We start from the raw sequence: 16717 nt of genomic DNA, 5'->3' as shown, positions 1-16717 counted from the left end.
ACAATTATTAATGGAATCAGTAATGTTTGGATTCATCATTTTTCTATTATTTGGACCATCCTATTTGTAAATTCGTAAATTGTATTGCTCTTAATCTAATAAAAGCAGCCACCTATATTTTATGGTGGCTGCTTTTGTGTGTTTACCTATGAATGTCATACAATACCCAGTCAATATCAGTAGACCATGCTGAATTAACACTAAAAGATCCACCGCCCCCACCGTAGCTTATACTAGGGTTAATTTGGGCTGTGGCATGTCCGTAAAATATGGTGATTTCTTTTTTACGCTAAACTCCGATAGTGAAAAAGCGTATCTGCTTATTGAAGATACGCACCCGTTTGTTTAATAACAAATTAAATTGACTCCGCTATATCTAATAACACTTCTAAGTTAAAATTATCCGCTTTACTGCCTCCAAGAGAATAGCCAATTTCGTCTTTTTTAAGAGTTAATGTTAGAACATCATTTGGATTTTCCCTATAGTATGCTTCAGACCCATTACTTAACTTATACATTTTATCATTCGATGTAACATGTGTATCAACCTCAGATTCAGACATCACATAAAATATGAAGTCAAGTGTATGCTTTTGACCATCGTACCTCATGTAATGTCTCTCACTCTTTTCAACTATGCCCGTGATTATCAAGAGTTTTTGAATTGGTTAATTAGCGAGGGTATATCAGATGCAAGGGACATAAAAGACGTGTCAGTTAATACACTGGCAAACCTCTCCTTGTAGGAAGCTCAAGCCTTCTTCAAGACCATGCTTCGAAGAAAATATTTAGTTTCTAAAAAGTCTGAGGAATATAAACAAGTACAGGAAAAGACGGTTAATCGTATGAAATCGGCTCTTAGAAGTCTATTTAAGTATTTAACGGTAGAAGCTGAAGCTGAAAATCATGAACCCTACTTTCATCGGAATGTCATGCAAAAGATTCCTGTTCATAAAGTAGTAGAGTCTCGTAGTGAACGCGCTGCTAATATGACAAACAAAATATTTATCGATAATTCGGATGCTGACTTCTTACATTATGTTCAGAAGGAATATGAGCAGACGCTTACGAAGGGACAAATGCGTTATTTCAAACGAGATAAAGAGCGTGATTTTGCTATCCTCTCTTTATTCTTAGGGTCAGGAATTCGCTTAAATGAGCTATCTAATCTTAAACTGGGGGATGTAGACTTTACTCAAAGGCTCATAAGAGTCATACGTAAGGGAAATAAGAAAGACTCGGTTACGGTAATACCAGAAGCCTTAGAAGATTTAGAAGCTTACTTAGAGATCCGAAATGAACGGTATAAGACGGATGGTGATCCAAATGCTTATGTATTTATTACTAAAGGAAAAAATGGCTATTCCCCTCTCTCTAATCGAGCTATTCAAAAAATAGTTGCTAAGTATACTGAATCCTATGATAAGCGTATGTCCCCCCATAAACTAAGACACACGTATGCTACTAACCTTGCAGAACAAACGAGAGATATACCGTTGGTTATGACCCAGCTCGGACATTCATCTCCAGAAACGTCTCTTCTCTATATCAATACGAGTTTAGAGAAAGCGAAGAAAGCTGCTGAAGAATTGGGGAAACGGAGAAAGCGTGAATAAAACGTGTTCTGATCCTGTAATTGCCGCAAACAGAACAGGAACCACCGATTGTTGGCGAAGCATGATTCTTACAGTCTGTTGGTTCCTGTTCTGTTTAATATGGAAGCGACACATACCAGAATGACCAAAAGTACTTTTGGATCAGTCTGTAGTGTTACCACCTAAATACATTAGTTAATATAAGTATAGCATTGAAAAAGGGCAAAAAAATCCCCTTGACCCTAGAAATTATAATTTTGTTGAAATTGCTCCATTAATTGTGGATGTTCTTGTAAATTAAATGCATCCAAAACTGTTCTGTTGTTCTGATACACCCTTACAATATAAGATGAACCATTATGATTAGCTAGGTAAAACTTTCGTAACTGCGGTCCAGCTTCAGTTCCCAGATACTCAACCTCTATTTCTTGATCACCTGCTCCAATTGTATCCATTATTTGATACTCTAAACTTCTCTCTTGTTGAGCACTTGCAAAGGTAATTACGCCTCCAAAAAATAAAGTTGATACAAGAAGAAAAATAACCATACCCACTACAAATCTAGGCTCTTCAGAAACATTCACTTTCTTACTTTTATTCAATTCCACTTCCATAATTTCCACCTCCTGTATATGAGAATACCAAATAAAAACCATTACAAAATATAACATTTTTTATTTTTTTATGTAATTGTACTAAATGATGGTTATAATCTACTGAACTCTCATTACCTTATTGACAGGCCGTTTCATCCACACCAATATAAATGAGCTTATAATCAGTATAATAATCACTTTATTCAAATAAATTTACAAAACAAAAGTAGGTATCTATTTAGATACCTACTTAAAGTAATTCCTATTATATTAAAGCTGTTCCTCTTCAAAAGAAGTAATTTCTTGATCAGTTACTCCTACTGAATCCAATATTTGAAACTCTAAACTTCTTTCTAGTTGAACACTGGCCACTTCATTTTATATACCAGGAATCACGAAGACAATAAGCACACTTAAGATCATGCTCCATAAGAAGGTAAAATAGATCATTTGCTCATTGTTACCCTTTTGTTCCATGAATTTATAAACCAAAGAGAGGGTTATAAAATAAAAAAGAGTTAAAAAGTATAGAATTTGTATATAAAAGAGTAAACGAATAGAGTGAACCCACTCGACTAAAGGAGTGAATACAAAAAGACCCATAAACAAAAACGAGGAAATAAAGAAAACTACTAACATCACGATATACATCTTATCCCATATTTTGTGATTCAGCAGACTATTTCTCTTCTTTTCTTGCATTAGCAGCAACAAAGAGATGCTTCCATTCACTATTATTAAAAAAGCGATGGGAACAATGGTGGAGAATATCATAGAACTGTCATTTGATATAATAGCAATTTTAGAGTTTAGGTCTGTTAGTTCGACTAAATAAAAACATACGGTTACCCCAAAGATTATAAGAATTTGAAACCCTGTCCAACGAAAATTCACATCTATTCAACCCCGTTATCTCATTATTCTTTCAGAGGGTATACCTCTATTACACCTTGATAAGTAGTAAAAAATGGTTTTTTATAGAGGTTAAGCGCACGTAGATCCGCCAATATTTCTTCACCTCTATTGTTAACTATAATTAAAAAATACTTCTTATCTTCTTTATTAAGATCTTGCAACTCTTCTACAGGAATCGTTGTTTCCTCATTCCGTTTGATATTTATGTCATCTTTGATATTACTTATATTCCCATATTCATCTACTAACAATAAATCCACCACTGTATTATATGGAATAGCAGCTAGTTTTACAAATTTCATTTCTTCTTCTACAAATACCTTCTCATCCTCTATATGGTAGGTAAGCTCTTGTTCATTCTTGTCAAGCCATGTAGGAATAGGAAAGAAATTCATATCGTCTTCATCAAAACGCTGCATATCAATATCAAAAGATTGACCTTCTAACATGGCATCACTAATCGAAAGATCCTTACTATGTACAAAGAAACGATATGTCGCCAAATTTCCTCCATCATATCGATTAGGATAACTCGAGTAATCAATTGGAAAAAAAGTAAGTTCTTGCATACCTTGTCTGTCCCATTTTATCTCAATATCTAAACTTATGGAAGTAAAAGAAGGGACCTCATATTCTATTGACGAACTCCACTCCGATGTATTAATTAACTTTACCTCAGCATTACTATCTCCTTGTAAGAAAAGTGAGCGTACTTTCATTGTCTCATTAGTAGAATTCTCGTACACAATTTTTCCTGATATATACTCTGTTCGTTTAGGCAATTCTAAATAAATAAAAGGTTCATCTTGTACCGATTCCTCTCTAATAAATTCATCATTGGCGATGAAAGCTTTTATTTGTGTGAAAGGAGAGCTAGATTCTACAACCTCATCAGATTTACTTAAATAATCATATTGATCTTTAGAAATTGTTACCTCCTCCCTATGAGAATCCACCATTAAAACCTCACTAATACCTTTTTCTTCTACATCTTGTTGAGAACAAGCTGATAGTATAAAGACAAAAATTAGTAACTTAAGTAAATCATAAAGGTTCATAAGATACACTCCTAAAAAATAGAGTAATAAGACGATTTCGTCTTACTACTCTATTTTACTATTAAAAATTATATTTAATATGCATTTGAAGCGGAAGTTTTTTGATCGTAAAGGATACCTGTATGTGTAGCCGTATGTACAGTTACTCCTGTATATACATTTCCTCTAGTTAAACCCATGGTATATTCAGAAGTAGCAGTATATTTACCAATAGCCGTCTTTTTAGGTCCAGTCCCAGTGATTCCCCTTGAAACATTACGAAGACTTGTTGTAGCTGAAGTTACCGTAGAGATTACTTTCCCTTTAGTTTTTCCTGTGCTTGTAACTCCCTTAGAGCTTACCCCTAGGGCTGTACTTCCAGTAGCTAGATTTCCATAAGAATAAGTACCAAACGAATTGGGGTCATTTAACGATCCAAACTCTTCCTTATCACTTAAACTTCCAACCTCATCCCAAGCCTTACTCCAATCAATCTCATAGTTCTCTGTTAACTCTTTAGCATCAGAAGCCATAGCACTTGTACCAGTAGCTAAGATCGAAAAGAACAGAACAGAAGAAACAAGCGTTCTTGATAATTTTTTCACGATAAAACCTCCTAATTTATAAATCTATGTAATTATATACTATTTTTAGAAATATTTACAATATAAATATTCCAATATATTTTATTATGCTTATTTTTGACTTTAAGCGGTTGCTTCAGCAACCGAAAAAAACAGGCTCGATGCCTGTTTCTATCAAAGAAAAACGAATGTTTTTCATCCATGGACTGTACAGCAGACTGCATTTGAGTGGATTGATCTTCTTGTGCTTCTACATCTAGTGCTTGATTAGAGCTTTCAAGTAGCCCAATTTGGTTCATTTGTTGTTGAACTTCCTCTTGCAACTGTTCAATTTCAGCTAACTACTGATCATACACACGAAATCCAACAAAAACACCAATCACAACAACAAGGCTGTTACTTAAAATATAAAATTACATAGTTTTAAGTACTGTATTGAACAATCAGAAAAATGTGATCTTTTTATTAAAAGAGAGATCACATTTTATTTATCGGCTTGTTATGCAATGTATCGCTTAAAAATTATGCGCAAAAATCACCTTAAATAACAGGGTGAATATAGAAATAGTTATCCGCATAGTTTCATACATAAATATAACATCCTCCCTTAAAAAGGACTATAGTAACATTAAAGCTATTAAATACCATAAAATATAATTTTTATGTTACTATTAGTTCTGATTTTAAATAGGAGGTTTATTATGAGAAAAACACTTTTTTTAACATTTATTTTTTCTATTTTATTTTTTAACTCAGTTTCTGCTTCTGATGTTCCAGGGGACCTAAAGGAAAAGTTAGAAGAAATAGGTTTGGAAGATCACCTAATTCAAAATTTGAGTGAGGAACAAATTATACAAATAGAGCAGGCTAACTTAGATGAGTTAAGAGTTGCAGATGTCGAATTGAAGAAAGCTGGAAAAACAAGGGTTACTGAAGATGGAGAAATTATTGAGGAAGAATATGACGCTAATACATATGAGTTAATGCAAAATGATGTTTTTTCTGCTCGATCTAACGGAAATATAGAAAACTTAGATTTAACTTTATCAGCTCTTCAACTATCAAATTCAGAGTTTATAGTATTTGCAAATTACGAATGGGATCCAGCGCCATTTTTTCAGCATAGAGACCTTTTAGTAGTAAATTGGCCAAGTACTTCTTATTTAAGAACACCAGAGGATGGGAATGGGGGAGTTCGCGACTTTACTGCACATGATTTCTCTTGGTCAGGAACTAGTAGTACAGGATCATGTACCAATACAGGTTATGAACTTTATAATGAAACGTTTCGACCATTTGACGTTGAACCTGGAAGTGGAATAGCTCACCGCATTGATTTACCAGGTGTCTTAGGATTCCCAGGGAATAATTGCAGATTCATGGGTTCAATGAGCTTTCCGGTTGTCCAAGACCCTGTTACTAGTAGTACTATACAAATGAAGTTAGAGTACGGACATGCCACAGCCCAAATTAACCCTAGTATAAGTTACGGTGGGGGCGGTGGATCTTTTAGTGTTAATTCAACATGGTCTACTGATATTGACTGGGTATTGTATGACATTCATAGGTAAACACAAAAGCAGCCACCATAAAATATAGGTGGCTGCTTTTATTAGATTAAGAGCAATACACTTTACGAATTTACTAATAGGATGGTCCAAATAATAGAAAAAATGATGAATCCAAACATTACTGATCCCATTAATAATTGTATACTAAATTTCTCTCCTGTTTTAATACGCTCTACAATTGAGAATACATTCAAAAACAGTAATATAGAAATTAAAGGGGTGAAATAAGCAAAAACATAAATCATTTATTACCTCCGCTATATATCAATATCTCTACATTAACAAATAATGTTCATTAAATATACTCTACTATTGTACTTTCTTTTTAGACTTGAATTTCTTTTAATTCGTATTAAACTACTCTTTTACTTATGCCAGATATTGCTACAACCCTAATTAATTATAAGAGTATTTTTCTAAAGAGTCATTGCATGCTCTATTTTCTTTTTGTTATATTTTCCAGATTTCCCTTCACGAAACCCTTCTTGTTGTTTAGCGATGATCTTTCCCTCTTGGTTGATTCATAGCGAAGTTTCTCTCCTCAATTATTTACTTCGCACTATAAATTTTCTGCGTGTAACTGATCGAAGTTTGTGACAATCCATCGATCCCCTTCTTGCTGCAAGAACACTTCTAATGTAATCCGGTTATCTTCTCTCTGATTGTTGTTGAGATTGACTGTGGAACCAGTCATAACAACAAAGGCACTTTCTTGTTGAACAGAAGGATAAACCGTCATGTCGTTTATTCGATATTCCATTGAATATTGAATTTGTCCTTCCCTTTCGGGGAAGTGTTGTTCCAACATGTCTTGAGACATGACTAACTCCGCTTCACTGCGTCTCATATCTTCATTATCAGCCCGAACGTCATATAAAGCACGAACAAAGGACTGTACAGCAGACTGCATTTGAGTCGATTGATCTTCTTGTACTTCTACATCTAGTTCCTGATTGGAGCTTTCAAGTAACTCGATTTGGTTGGTTTGTTGTTGGACTTCCTCCTGCAACTGTTCAATTTCGGCTAACTGCTGATCATACACACGAAATCCAACAAAAACACCAATCACAATAACAAGGCCGACAAAGAGGATGATCGTCTTTAAGATAAAGTCTTGCTTCATAATTACCTCCTACAGTCCTAAGAATGGTTTAGGGTCTTGGTGTCCTCCGTTTTGTGTACTTCGAAATTCTAAATGCAAATGGGGTCCTGTACTCGCACCAGTGGAGCCACAAACACCAATTTGTTGACCTGCCCTCACTTGGTCACCTGTTCTTACTGAATTTGAGCTATTATGTGCATAAGCGGTATATAGATCAGGAGCATGTTTTAAGATGACAATATTCCCATAGCCGCCTTGCGATCCCGAAAAGACCACATGTCCGTCTGTTACAGCATTAATAGGAGTAACATAGTTAATGCAGCCAAAGTCAATGCCATTGTGCATTCGCTGTTCTCCTGTGATTGGATGGGTTCTCATTCCAAAATCGGAAGTCATACGCATACCATTTACTGGTGTAACAAAAGAACCTCCACCTGCCACAATCGTTCCTTGGGACGTAATGCAAAAGAAATAAAGAAAAAATGGGAAGAGATTCGAGAAGAAGGAGCGGACATTGTAGTTCGTAATATGCCGATTCTTGATACAAGAAATGAAGGACAAGTACCAGGGGTCGGTGAGTTAATTTCTAATTTAGTCTTAACGCTGCTAAGTTGGCTGGTTGAAGAAGAACGAAACCGTATTCGAACAGCTCAGCGTGAAGGTATTGAGATAGCAAAAGAACAAGGGAAATATACAGGTCGTAAAGTTCGTTACCATGAAGGGGCGAAAGGGGCAGATAAATTGGTTTATGATCAGATTGTTAAGATGTTATCAGTCGGTCATTCTGTTATGGAGGTACATAGGAAAACAGAGGTTTCTCGCAATACGATTTATAAGATTAAAAGGACTTTAGAGAAGGGCTAAGTACAAATATAATATAAATGTCCAGTTAGTATGGAAATCAATTCTCTTAAATGGTAAAATTTACAAACGAGGGTTGTGATTTTATCATTATAAAGAAGGAGGTACTTACATGGATGCGTTTATTTATCAATTCTTAGCTATACTATTTCCTATTTCTATTATTTTTTTAGTGGTCTGGATTATAAGTACATCCATAAGGAAGAGTAAACAATTAAAACGTATTGAACAAAAGCTAAGTCACATCGTAAAAAATAAAACGAAAGAACAGTAGTATTGCCAACTTGAAAAAGCTAAGGAGCGTCTATAGTCTCCTTAGCTTTAAGATGTATTCCTCTATTGAATATATAGGTTCATTGCTCACTATAAAAAGCTGTGTCTTTAAAAGTTTTTTATCTCAACTCGTTATCCAAAGGTACAATGACTTCATCTAACGTCTTTCTCCACTGATTAAATGAGATTACATCCGGTTGAAGGGCATTATATTTGTCAAATTGCTTGAACGGCCGTCCAATTAAGAGTTACGGATTTAACGGAAAAGGTTAATGATTTAGAAGAGGTTTTGTAAAACGCATGTATTGCTTATAGGTAAAAAGAGCCCTCATATAAAAAGAGAGCTCTTTTGAATATTTAGCGTTCATAGTTTTTAATATCAAACCAAAAGAAGAGGCTAGAAAGTACATAGTAAATGGTAACAATCCAAACCATATCTTCTAAAGAAAAAGCCATGTCTCTTTGTAATATTAATGCACCTATCGTGGAGAAGGCTAAGAGGATGATAGGGATGACAATAAAGCGAGATAGAAACTTTCTATGTAGAGGTGTTTTGTTCTTTACACCCATCTAGAACCAACTTCTTTTGTAGACTATTACCACATACACCAGTGAGGTAAAGTAACGTACCTCCTAGAGTGACAACATTTGCTTTAATACCAGAATTAATGGCAAGGCGTGCAGCTTTTGCGTAATCTCCGTTAACGCGGCAGTCGCCTCACTGCTTGAAAAGCTAGGTTACACGATTTCACCAGAAGAAGAGTAACCATTTAAAAAAGAACTAGCCCCACAGTCGGAACTAGTTCATCGGTTAATTTGGTTGGACTTGAACAAATTCTAACCCTTTTTTCTTCATCAAATACTGAAGACCAGTGCGGAATGTAGAATGAACAACGAATTGACTTGTATCAATATTGGACTTCACCATCTCTTGCACTAAGCCTGATGAAAATCCAGTGAAAATCGTCTCCACACCCATCAACCTCAAAGAATCCCTCAGTTGAGTAATCCAGTCACCCAAATGCTCCATACCAAGTTGATCAATCTCTCGGTACGTAATCGCTGTAAAATCTATAATGACAGTATCTGCTTTCTCTGTTTGAATGCGAGTTAAAATTTTCGTTTGAATTGAGGAAAAACGCTCATTCGTTAATGCTCCTGTTAAAGGCACGAGTATCGTACTAGGGATGATCGACGGAATAATAGGGGCTGATAAATCCGCTATTACTATCTCATTCTTCCTAATCGTCTCTCGCAACTGCTCGATCTCTTCTCGTAATTGGACCTCATTACTCATGATGAATCTTAACCCCCTTTTATATTAATAAATATCTAACAGCTATTATATATGAAAAGTCCGGAAGTTACATATTCTAATTCTACTAAAAGGTTATTTACCTTCCCTAAAAACCCATGCCAAAATCACTCCTGTAAGAAATCCTTCAATCAAGCCAAACGCCACACAGCTAATCAAGGTTATCCCAAACAGTCTATAGCCGCCTCTACTCATCCCTCTTCCTCTTAATATATTGACATCAATTAATCTGACAGCAGCAACAATAATAATAATGGCTAGTGCAGCCATCGGTAAATAAGCAAATACCTTTGTGAAGAATAACAAGATTATAAGAAGAAAAGCGGCTGTGAAGAGAGAAGCAAGTCCGGATTTTGCGCCTGCATCTGCATTTACTGCTGATCGTGAGAATGCACCAGCGACAGGTAAGCAACATAGACAACTTCCAACGGTATTAGCAAGTCCCAGTGTGAAGAGCTCTTGGTTTGGTTTGATTTTTTCATGCTTCTTTCTATTTAAATGATTAATCATTGCAACAGATTCCATATAACCTATTAATGCAAGCATCCCCGCTAAAGGTAGGATGATTGGCAAATACTCAACCAAAACAGATGGCAAGGTATAAGGCGGTAAGGTGTTAGGAATGTCACCAACTACGACTAAACCCTTAGTGTCAAAGCTCAGTAAATACGTAACCAATAGACCGATGACAATAATCCAAATAGTAGCTGGTAGTTTGGAGTTTGTATGCCTTGTTATGAAATAAATAATAAATAGAAAAAAACTAAATAGAACTGTAGCTAGGTCTATTGAATTGATTGAGCGTATTAAATCAATTGATGCAAGTAAGAAGGGAAGTTCTTTATTGAAAGGGACATTACCAATATACTGCAGTTGGTTTAAGATAATCGTTAAAGCTAATGCTATCGTAAATCCACTCATAACTTGTGGAGGAATAAACCTTATAAGTGAGCCTGCTCGACATACTGATAAAATCATTTGCAATAACCCTACTAGTAACGTGGTCATAAAGATAAGTTGGAGGTAGAGTGGACTCCCTATTGGTGCAATCACAGAAATCGTAGAAAAGACCATAATGGATAAGACGGCCACCGGTCCCACAGATAATTGTCTAGATGCTCCGAATATCCCGTAAATTAAAAGAGGGAAAATAGCAGTATAAAATCCATATACAGCAGGTAAGCCGGCTAGAATTGCATAAGCCATACTTTGCGGAACCAACAAACTTGAAACCATGATGGCGGCATACAAATCTTTCATTAAGTCATTTTTTTGATAGGTTGAGAGTTGATTAGCAAGCGGAATCATTTCTCTGAACATTAAACGCCTTCCTTCCTCAAATCTTAATTTTCTAAAAATATAGATAACTAGTATGGACGAACAAAAATTAATCATTTATAATAAAAAGTATACAAAATGTTTAAAAATATTCTTATTTTATTAATTAAAGGGAAGGTGTTTGCTATTATTACTTACGATACACAAAAGAAGAATCATTTATTGGAAGCTGATTCACTCAATTATCCTTATCCATCGCAACGTAATGTGATGTACAGTCAAAAAGGAATGGTTGCTACTTCTCAACCATTAGCTGCACAAGCAGGTTTGCAAATTTTAAAAGAAGGTGGCAATGCAATTGATGCAGCAATTGCAACCGCTGCTTGTTTAACGGTCGTTGAACCAACTTCAAATGGAATTGGTTCGGATGCCTTTGCTCTTGTGTGGGTGAAAGATAAGCTACATGGATTGAATGCGAGCGGACAAGCTCCGGAATTATTAACAGCGGATGCAGTGAAAGGAGCCGGCCACGAAAAGGAATTGCCTAAGTATGGCTTAATCCCAGTTACTGTACCTGGTACACCGGGTGCTTGGGCTGAACTTGCGAAGCGATTTGGAAACCTACCTTTATCCAAGACGCTCGCACCAGCCATTGATTATGCTGAAAATGGATTCCCGCTTTCCCCGACACTCGCGAAGTATTGGAAAAAGGGATTTGAGACTTTTTCTAAGGTGGGAAAGGGTGAAGAATTTACTGGGTGGTTTAACACATTTGCACCAGATGGGACGCCTCCTAGAGCAGGGGAGATTTGGAAGTCTCCAGGACATGCTGACACATTAAGAAAGATTGCTGAAACGAATGCAGAAGCATTTTATAAAGGAGAACTAGCAGATAAAATCGATGCGTTCTCTAAAGAGCATGGTGGGTTTCTGCGTAAAAGTGACTTAGAAGCTTATCAACCAGAATGGGTTGATCCAATTAGTGTCAATTATCGCGGGTATGATGTATGGGAGATTCCACCGAATGGCCAAGGGCTTATCGCTCTTCATGCTTTGAACGTCTTAAAAGGTTACGACTTCAAAGGAAAAGATGAAGTAGATACGTATCATAAGCAGATTGAAGCAATGAAACTAGCATTCACAGATGGACTGAAATACATCACAGATCCTAAATCTATGTCGGTGTCTGTTGAGCAAATATTATCTGAAGAGTATGCAGAGAGCAGAAGAGCACTGATAGATGAGGAAGCTCTTACTCCAGAGGCTGGAGAACCTCAAAAAGGTGGTACGGTTTACTTAGCTGCAGCGGATGGGGAAGGGAATATGATTTCATTTATTCAAAGTAACTATATGGGCTTTGGCTCAGGTGTAGTTGTTCCTGGAACCGGCATCTCGCTTCAGAACCGAGGCAATAACTTCTCGCTAGACCCGGAGCACGATAACTACCTAGAGCCGGGAAAGAAAACATACCATACCATTATTCCTGGTTTCTTAACAAAAGACGGGGAAGCGGTTGGGCCGTTTGGTGTGATGGGTGGATTTATGCAGCCGCAAGGACATGTTCAAGTGGTGATGAACACTGTTGATTTCCATTTGAATCCACAAGCCGCATTAGATGCACCTCGCTGGCTATGGACGAATGATAAGACTGTTGAAGTCGAGCCGCACTTCCCAGATCATATTGCCAAGGCCTTGCTACGTAAAGGGCATAACATTAAACGTAGTGTAGATGAAGGTGGATTTGGCCGCGGCCAAATCATTTGGAGAAATAATGATACCGGTGTACTATGCGGGGGAACTGAGCCGCGCACAGATGGCGAAGTAGCAACATGGTAATAAAAAATGGGTTGTATCATTCATATGAATGGTGCACCTTTTTTTGTCCGATAACCAACATAAAAAAAAATCCTGCATGTGCAGGATCTTCTAAAGCTTAAGACCACTTCTACTCTTAAAGCGCCGCAGGAGAATATGGCTTTCTACTCGGGTAATGCCTTTTAAAGCGTATAGTTCTTCATTCGTAAAATGTTCAAGCTCTTCAAAGTCGTCGACAAGGACATGCATATGTAAGGTGCTTGGTCCGGTCATTTGATAACAGCTTGCTACCGTAGGGTTCTCGGCAAGTGCTTCAGCTACCTCGACAAGGTGAGTAGGTTCGCAATCAACTTCAAAGAAAGCTGATACTTTCTTTCCTACTTTATCGGAGTTGATGATAACACTGAACTTCTCAATCACTTCTTCTTCCATCAACTGATTGATTCTCTCTCGAATGGCTACTCTTGAGAGGTTAAGTTCCTTTGCAATATCAACATAAGACATGCGACCATTTTCGACTAATAATTGAAGAATTTTCTTGTCAGTAGCGTCAATTTTCATTTTTTTCACCACTTATTCAGTTTGTCATGATGAGTTAATTATAACGAAGATGCTAGATTACGTCATGTTAAACTTTTAGAGAAGGATCTTCAGGTAGCTGTTCTGCTTTAATTTTTTTGTTGTAACGATAGTTTGTGTAAAGTGCATAGCCAATAGATGCTACTGTTAAGAAAATTAATGTTCCTGAAATTGGTCTGCTTATAAATAGCATTGGGTCTGGATTTGTTTCCAGTGCACGACGTAGGTTTTCCTCAGTCATAGGTCCTAAAATAACGCCAAGAACAAATGCTGCGAGTGAGAAGTCGGTTTTCTTTAACAGGTAACCAATCACCCCGAATAAAAGAAGAACCCACATATCAAACACTCGGTTATTAATGGCAAAGCTTCCTAGGGCACATAGTGTAATAACGATTGGAAGCAGGTAGTGAAGTGGGACATCATTTATACGTAGAAACGCACGGATTCCAAAGGTTTGAATGATTAGCATAAAAAATGCCGAGATAAAAAATGATAAAAAGATTCCATTTGCAAGAACGGGTTGTGTCGTCAAAAAGAAAGGTCCTGGTTGAATACCGTGAATCAGTAAAGCACCCATCATCATAGCGGTTACAGCACTTCCTGGAATCCCTAAAGCAAGAGTTGGAATGAGTGCTCCACCCTCAGAGGAGTTATTAGCCGTCTCAGCTGCAATAACTCCGTCCTTTGTTCCTTTTCCAAATTTTTCTGGGTGTTTAGATGTTTTCTTTGCAATGTCATAACTTAATAGGTTAGCAATAGATGATCCAGCACCAGGCAAAGCCCCAACGATCGTTCCTATGATTGATGAACGCACGACATTCACAATGGAAGAAAACATATCTTTAATTGTTTTACCAATGGGATAAGATAGACTGACTTTTTTATCGAAATCAAAGGTTTGCCTATTCTTATTTTGAACTTCTGAAAGCAACTGAGAAAAAGCAAAAATACCGATTAAAATAGGAAGGAAGTCAAAACCCCCAAGCATTTCGACTGTACCAAATGTAAAGCGTTCTGTTCCAAGTACAGGATCAAGACCAATGGTACCGACAAACATTCCAATTAATCCTGCTGCTATCCCTTTTAATAGATTGCCTTGTCCAAGACTGGCAATCGCACTTAAGCCAAAGACCATTAAACTAAAGAACTCCCATGGTCCAAACCGTAACGCCCAGCCCGCAAGCATTGGAGCTGCAAGAACGAGAATAATCCCACCGATAATGGCTCCGAAAAACGATGACCATAATCCAATGGCTAACGCTCGCCCTGGTTGCCCAGATTTGGTCATCGGATAACCATCAAACGTGGTAGCTACAGCAGATGGTGTTCCCGGAATCCCTAGTAGACAAGCAGAAATGAGGCCACCAGAGGCACCGCCAATCCATACCCCCATCATAAGGGCGATCCCTTGAAGAGGTTCTAACCCAAAACTAAATGGGAGTGTCAGGGCAACTGCCATCGTTATGGTAAAGCCAGGGATAGAGCCAAAGATAATCCCTGCTAATACTCCAATAAACATGAGGAGTAATGTATCCCATTGTAAGATTGCTTCTAGACTTAACAGTAGATTCTCCATGACATTACTCCTTATTTAAAAAATTCCTCTTGGTAAATACACTTGGAGTAGCTTTTCGAAAATAAAAAATAGAACAAAAGCGGTAACAAACATGCCGCCAAATGATAGGACATGCTGCTTAGTTGTACGCTTTTTCCAAGTAAGTAAAAGGTAGATACTAAACATAAATAATGCAGAGCTTAAAATGAACCCTAAAAAGTTGATGAGTAAAATATAAACGCCAAAGATTCCAAATATCACCCAAACAATTAAAGGGCTTTTCTCATCAGGTTTATTTTCATTTTCCTTCATATCTTTTGCTTTAGCGGCTCTCGTAAATGTATTAATAAACATGACCACTGCAAGAATAGCAATAAAGCCTAAAAGGAAACGGGGAAAGAAGGTAGCTCCTAACCCCGCGCTTAAATTTGATGTCCGAATTGAGTTGCTTTCAAAATAGAAGAAAGCACAAACTAGCAAGAGTACGATACTGGTTAAACGATCTTTTTTTATCATAAGCAAGAACACCTCTCGTCTTAATCCGAATCCTATTGGTCTACAATTCCTTGACGCTCTAACATTTCAGCAAGGTAATCATTGCTCGTTTCTAAATACTCGCTATATTCATCATGTGGCTTGTACACGACCTCAACGCCCATCTCTTCCATTTGTGCAATGTATTCAGGGTTTTCTGCTACTCGACCAATGGCATCACTCATAATCTCGACAATCTCTTGTGGCGTGTCTTTTGGAAAGAAGTATCCACGATTTGTCGCATTGACAGCATCAATGCCTTGTTCTATAAGAGTGGGAACATCCGGTAGCGATGGGTTTCTCTCTGGTGAAGAGATACCAAGAAGCTTTAATTGATCCGCTTTAATGTATTCTTGTGCTGCTGGGATTGTTGTTGCACCAAGATGAACGTGATTTCCAAGTAACGCTGTTGTACGTTGAGATGTTCCTTCATAGTTCACGATATTGAATTTTACATCGGCTGCATCTTCAATACCTAAAGGAAGAGTATGACTTGTTGATCCAAATGCTGCCCCAAAGCTAATCGAACCAGGGTCATCTTTTAATTGTTCGACAACATCTTCCATTGAATCCCAATCATTATGAACACTCGTTGCAATAATTTGAGAGGCACTTGTTAATAAAGCGACTGGCTCAAAGTCAAAATAAGAGAAAGACGTATTACCCATTAATTCAGAAAGGCCAATGGAATCATGTCCAGCTAAAAGGGTATAACCATCAGGATCTTCATTCAATGCTTCCTGAGCCCCGATGCTTCCACCGCCCCCACCGATATTTGTTACAACAAAATTAACGCCATCCAATTCTTCGCTTAAATATTCGTTCGTAATACGGTTGATTACATCTGTGTCTCCCCCTGCACCCCAAGGAACAATCATATTGATCGTTTGGGTAGGATAGTCAATCGATGTTTCTGAGCTGTCATTATCGGTTTGCCCTTCTGCTGCCTCATCAGCTACCTCTCCTGAGCTCTCATTACTGCCACAAGCTACGAGTAAAGATAGTAAAAGAATTCCAAACAAAAACAATGATTTTCTGACCATTAGTCATCTCCCCTTCTTAAAATAAAATATTTTGATTGAATTGAATCAATAGGTTAGACATGAT

The 16717-nt window shown here is 37.1% G+C and carries 17 protein-coding genes and 1 pseudogene; 5 read left to right on the top strand and 13 right to left on the bottom strand.

From position 1 onward, the window contains the following. Positions 1-356: 356 nt before the first annotated feature. Entirely contained in the window at positions 357-611 is a 255-nt protein-coding gene (locus RYX56_RS08800; protein WP_317121696.1) for a hypothetical protein, read from the bottom strand. A 150-nt stretch (positions 612-761) separates the two neighbouring features. Between RYX56_RS08800 and xerS the strand changes: the two are divergent. Then, a pseudogene (gene xerS / locus RYX56_RS08795) lies at positions 762-1616 on the top strand (tyrosine recombinase XerS); the annotation flags it as partial. A 221-nt stretch (positions 1617-1837) separates the two neighbouring features. Here the strand turns inward: xerS and RYX56_RS08790 are convergent. The 4 genes from RYX56_RS08790 to RYX56_RS08775 all read right to left on the bottom strand — a co-directional run bounded on the left by RYX56_RS08790 (position 1838) and on the right by RYX56_RS08775 (position 5026). Continuing rightward, positions 1838-2209 (bottom strand): hypothetical protein, encoded by a 372-nt coding sequence (locus RYX56_RS08790; protein WP_317121695.1) that lies wholly within the window; start codon positions 2207-2209, stop codon positions 1838-1840. A gap of 899 nt (positions 2210-3108) precedes the next feature. Then, a complete protein-coding gene (locus RYX56_RS08785; protein ID WP_317121694.1) occupies positions 3109-4164 on the bottom strand; it encodes a hypothetical protein in 1056 nt (351 codons plus the stop codon). A gap of 74 nt (positions 4165-4238) precedes the next feature. Continuing rightward, positions 4239-4748, bottom strand: coding sequence for a hypothetical protein (locus RYX56_RS08780; protein WP_317121693.1), 510 nt, complete (start codon positions 4746-4748; stop codon positions 4239-4241). 32 nt (positions 4749-4780) lie between these two features. Beyond that, positions 4781-5026: a hypothetical protein gene (locus RYX56_RS08775; protein ID WP_317121692.1), complete on the bottom strand. Its 246-nt coding sequence runs from the start codon at positions 5024-5026 to the stop codon at positions 4781-4783. Between the two features lie 402 nt (positions 5027-5428). Here RYX56_RS08775 and RYX56_RS08770 point away from each other — a divergent pair, with 402 nt between their 5' ends. Further along, a complete protein-coding gene (locus tag RYX56_RS08770; RefSeq protein WP_317121691.1) occupies positions 5429-6298 on the top strand; it encodes a hypothetical protein in 870 nt (289 codons plus the stop codon). Between the two features lie 559 nt (positions 6299-6857). Here the strand turns inward: RYX56_RS08770 and RYX56_RS08760 are convergent. Continuing rightward, the gene (locus tag RYX56_RS08760) at positions 6858-7421 is read right to left on the bottom strand and encodes a MerR type regulator (protein ID WP_317121690.1); all 564 of its coding nucleotides are present in this window, start codon (positions 7419-7421) and stop codon (positions 6858-6860) included. A 9-nt stretch (positions 7422-7430) separates the two neighbouring features. After that, positions 7431-7745: a M23 family metallopeptidase gene (locus RYX56_RS08755; protein ID WP_317121689.1), complete on the bottom strand. Its 315-nt coding sequence runs from the start codon at positions 7743-7745 to the stop codon at positions 7431-7433. Between the two features lie 105 nt (positions 7746-7850). On the opposite strand from RYX56_RS08755, the gene RYX56_RS08750 reads away from it, so the two are divergent. After that, positions 7851-8264, top strand: coding sequence for a helix-turn-helix domain-containing protein (locus RYX56_RS08750; RefSeq protein WP_317121688.1), 414 nt, complete (start codon positions 7851-7853; stop codon positions 8262-8264). A gap of 109 nt (positions 8265-8373) precedes the next feature. Continuing rightward, positions 8374-8535: a hypothetical protein gene (locus tag RYX56_RS08745; RefSeq protein ID WP_317121687.1), complete on the top strand. Its 162-nt coding sequence runs from the start codon at positions 8374-8376 to the stop codon at positions 8533-8535. Positions 8536-9345: 810 nt separating this feature from the next. Here the strand turns inward: RYX56_RS08745 and RYX56_RS08740 are convergent. Beyond that, positions 9346-9831 carry an STAS domain-containing protein gene (locus RYX56_RS08740; RefSeq protein ID WP_317121686.1) on the bottom strand — a complete coding sequence of 162 codons (486 nt, stop codon included), beginning with the start codon at positions 9829-9831 and terminating at the stop codon, positions 9346-9348. Between the two features lie 93 nt (positions 9832-9924). Beyond that, positions 9925-11169 (bottom strand): SulP family inorganic anion transporter, encoded by a 1245-nt coding sequence (locus RYX56_RS08735; protein ID WP_317121685.1) that lies wholly within the window; start codon positions 11167-11169, stop codon positions 9925-9927. A gap of 228 nt (positions 11170-11397) precedes the next feature. On the opposite strand from RYX56_RS08735, the gene RYX56_RS08730 reads away from it, so the two are divergent. Then, positions 11398-12963, top strand: a complete 1566-nt coding sequence (locus tag RYX56_RS08730) for a gamma-glutamyltransferase family protein (RefSeq protein ID WP_317121937.1) — start codon at positions 11398-11400, stop codon at positions 12961-12963. A gap of 90 nt (positions 12964-13053) precedes the next feature. On the opposite strand, the gene RYX56_RS08725 is transcribed toward RYX56_RS08730, so the two are convergent. The 4 genes from RYX56_RS08725 to RYX56_RS08710 all read right to left on the bottom strand — a co-directional run bounded on the left by RYX56_RS08725 (position 13054) and on the right by RYX56_RS08710 (position 16653). Continuing rightward, positions 13054-13503: an Lrp/AsnC family transcriptional regulator gene (locus RYX56_RS08725; RefSeq protein WP_317121684.1), complete on the bottom strand. Its 450-nt coding sequence runs from the start codon at positions 13501-13503 to the stop codon at positions 13054-13056. 67 nt (positions 13504-13570) lie between these two features. Further along, complete coding sequence (locus tag RYX56_RS08720; protein ID WP_317121683.1) at positions 13571-15097, bottom strand: tripartite tricarboxylate transporter permease; 1527 nt, start codon at positions 15095-15097, stop codon at positions 13571-13573. Between the two features lie 15 nt (positions 15098-15112). Continuing rightward, positions 15113-15592: a tripartite tricarboxylate transporter TctB family protein gene (locus tag RYX56_RS08715; protein WP_317121682.1), complete on the bottom strand. Its 480-nt coding sequence runs from the start codon at positions 15590-15592 to the stop codon at positions 15113-15115. A 32-nt stretch (positions 15593-15624) separates the two neighbouring features. Next, positions 15625-16653: a tripartite tricarboxylate transporter substrate binding protein gene (locus RYX56_RS08710; RefSeq protein WP_317121681.1), complete on the bottom strand. Its 1029-nt coding sequence runs from the start codon at positions 16651-16653 to the stop codon at positions 15625-15627. Positions 16654-16717 lie beyond the last annotated feature (64 nt).

It is taken from the genome of Alkalihalophilus lindianensis (assembly GCF_032843265.1).
GTDB lineage: Bacteria > Bacillota > Bacilli > Bacillales > Bacillaceae_D > Alkalihalophilus > Alkalihalophilus lindianensis.
The sequence above is the reverse complement of the archived record's forward strand: the minus strand, read 5'-3'. Positions and strand labels throughout refer to the sequence as shown.

What these genes read in the sequence shown, in the direction of transcription:
- RYX56_RS08775 (WP_317121692.1), bottom strand. Translation starts at nt 5,026, where the DNA reads ATGAACCAAATTGGGCTACTTGAAAGCTCTAATCAAGCACTAGATGTA.
- RYX56_RS08710 (WP_317121681.1), bottom strand. Translation starts at nt 16,653, where the DNA reads ATGGTCAGAAAATCATTGTTTTTGTTTGGAATTCTTTTACTATCTTTA.
- RYX56_RS08755 (WP_317121689.1), bottom strand. Translation starts at nt 7,745, where the DNA reads ATGCACAATGGCATTGACTTTGGCTGCATTAACTATGTTACTCCTATT.
- RYX56_RS08725 (WP_317121684.1), bottom strand. Translation starts at nt 13,503, where the DNA reads ATGAAAATTGACGCTACTGACAAGAAAATTCTTCAATTATTAGTCGAA.
- RYX56_RS08720 (WP_317121683.1), bottom strand. Translation starts at nt 15,097, where the DNA reads ATGGAGAATCTACTGTTAAGTCTAGAAGCAATCTTACAATGGGATACA.
- RYX56_RS08715 (WP_317121682.1), bottom strand. Translation starts at nt 15,592, where the DNA reads ATGATAAAAAAAGATCGTTTAACCAGTATCGTACTCTTGCTAGTTTGT.
- RYX56_RS08785 (WP_317121694.1), bottom strand. Translation starts at nt 4,164, where the DNA reads ATGAACCTTTATGATTTACTTAAGTTACTAATTTTTGTCTTTATACTA.
- RYX56_RS08730 (WP_317121937.1), top strand. Translation starts at nt 11,398, where the DNA reads ATGTACAGTCAAAAAGGAATGGTTGCTACTTCTCAACCATTAGCTGCA.
- RYX56_RS08735 (WP_317121685.1), bottom strand. Translation starts at nt 11,169, where the DNA reads ATGTTCAGAGAAATGATTCCGCTTGCTAATCAACTCTCAACCTATCAA.
- RYX56_RS08800 (WP_317121696.1), bottom strand. Translation starts at nt 611, where the DNA reads ATGAGGTACGATGGTCAAAAGCATACACTTGACTTCATATTTTATGTG.
- RYX56_RS08745 (WP_317121687.1), top strand. Translation starts at nt 8,374, where the DNA reads ATGGATGCGTTTATTTATCAATTCTTAGCTATACTATTTCCTATTTCT.
- RYX56_RS08770 (WP_317121691.1), top strand. Translation starts at nt 5,429, where the DNA reads ATGAGAAAAACACTTTTTTTAACATTTATTTTTTCTATTTTATTTTTT.
- RYX56_RS08760 (WP_317121690.1), bottom strand. Translation starts at nt 7,421, where the DNA reads ATGAAGCAAGACTTTATCTTAAAGACGATCATCCTCTTTGTCGGCCTT.
- RYX56_RS08790 (WP_317121695.1), bottom strand. Translation starts at nt 2,209, where the DNA reads ATGGAAGTGGAATTGAATAAAAGTAAGAAAGTGAATGTTTCTGAAGAG.
- RYX56_RS08740 (WP_317121686.1), bottom strand. Translation starts at nt 9,831, where the DNA reads ATGAGTAATGAGGTCCAATTACGAGAAGAGATCGAGCAGTTGCGAGAG.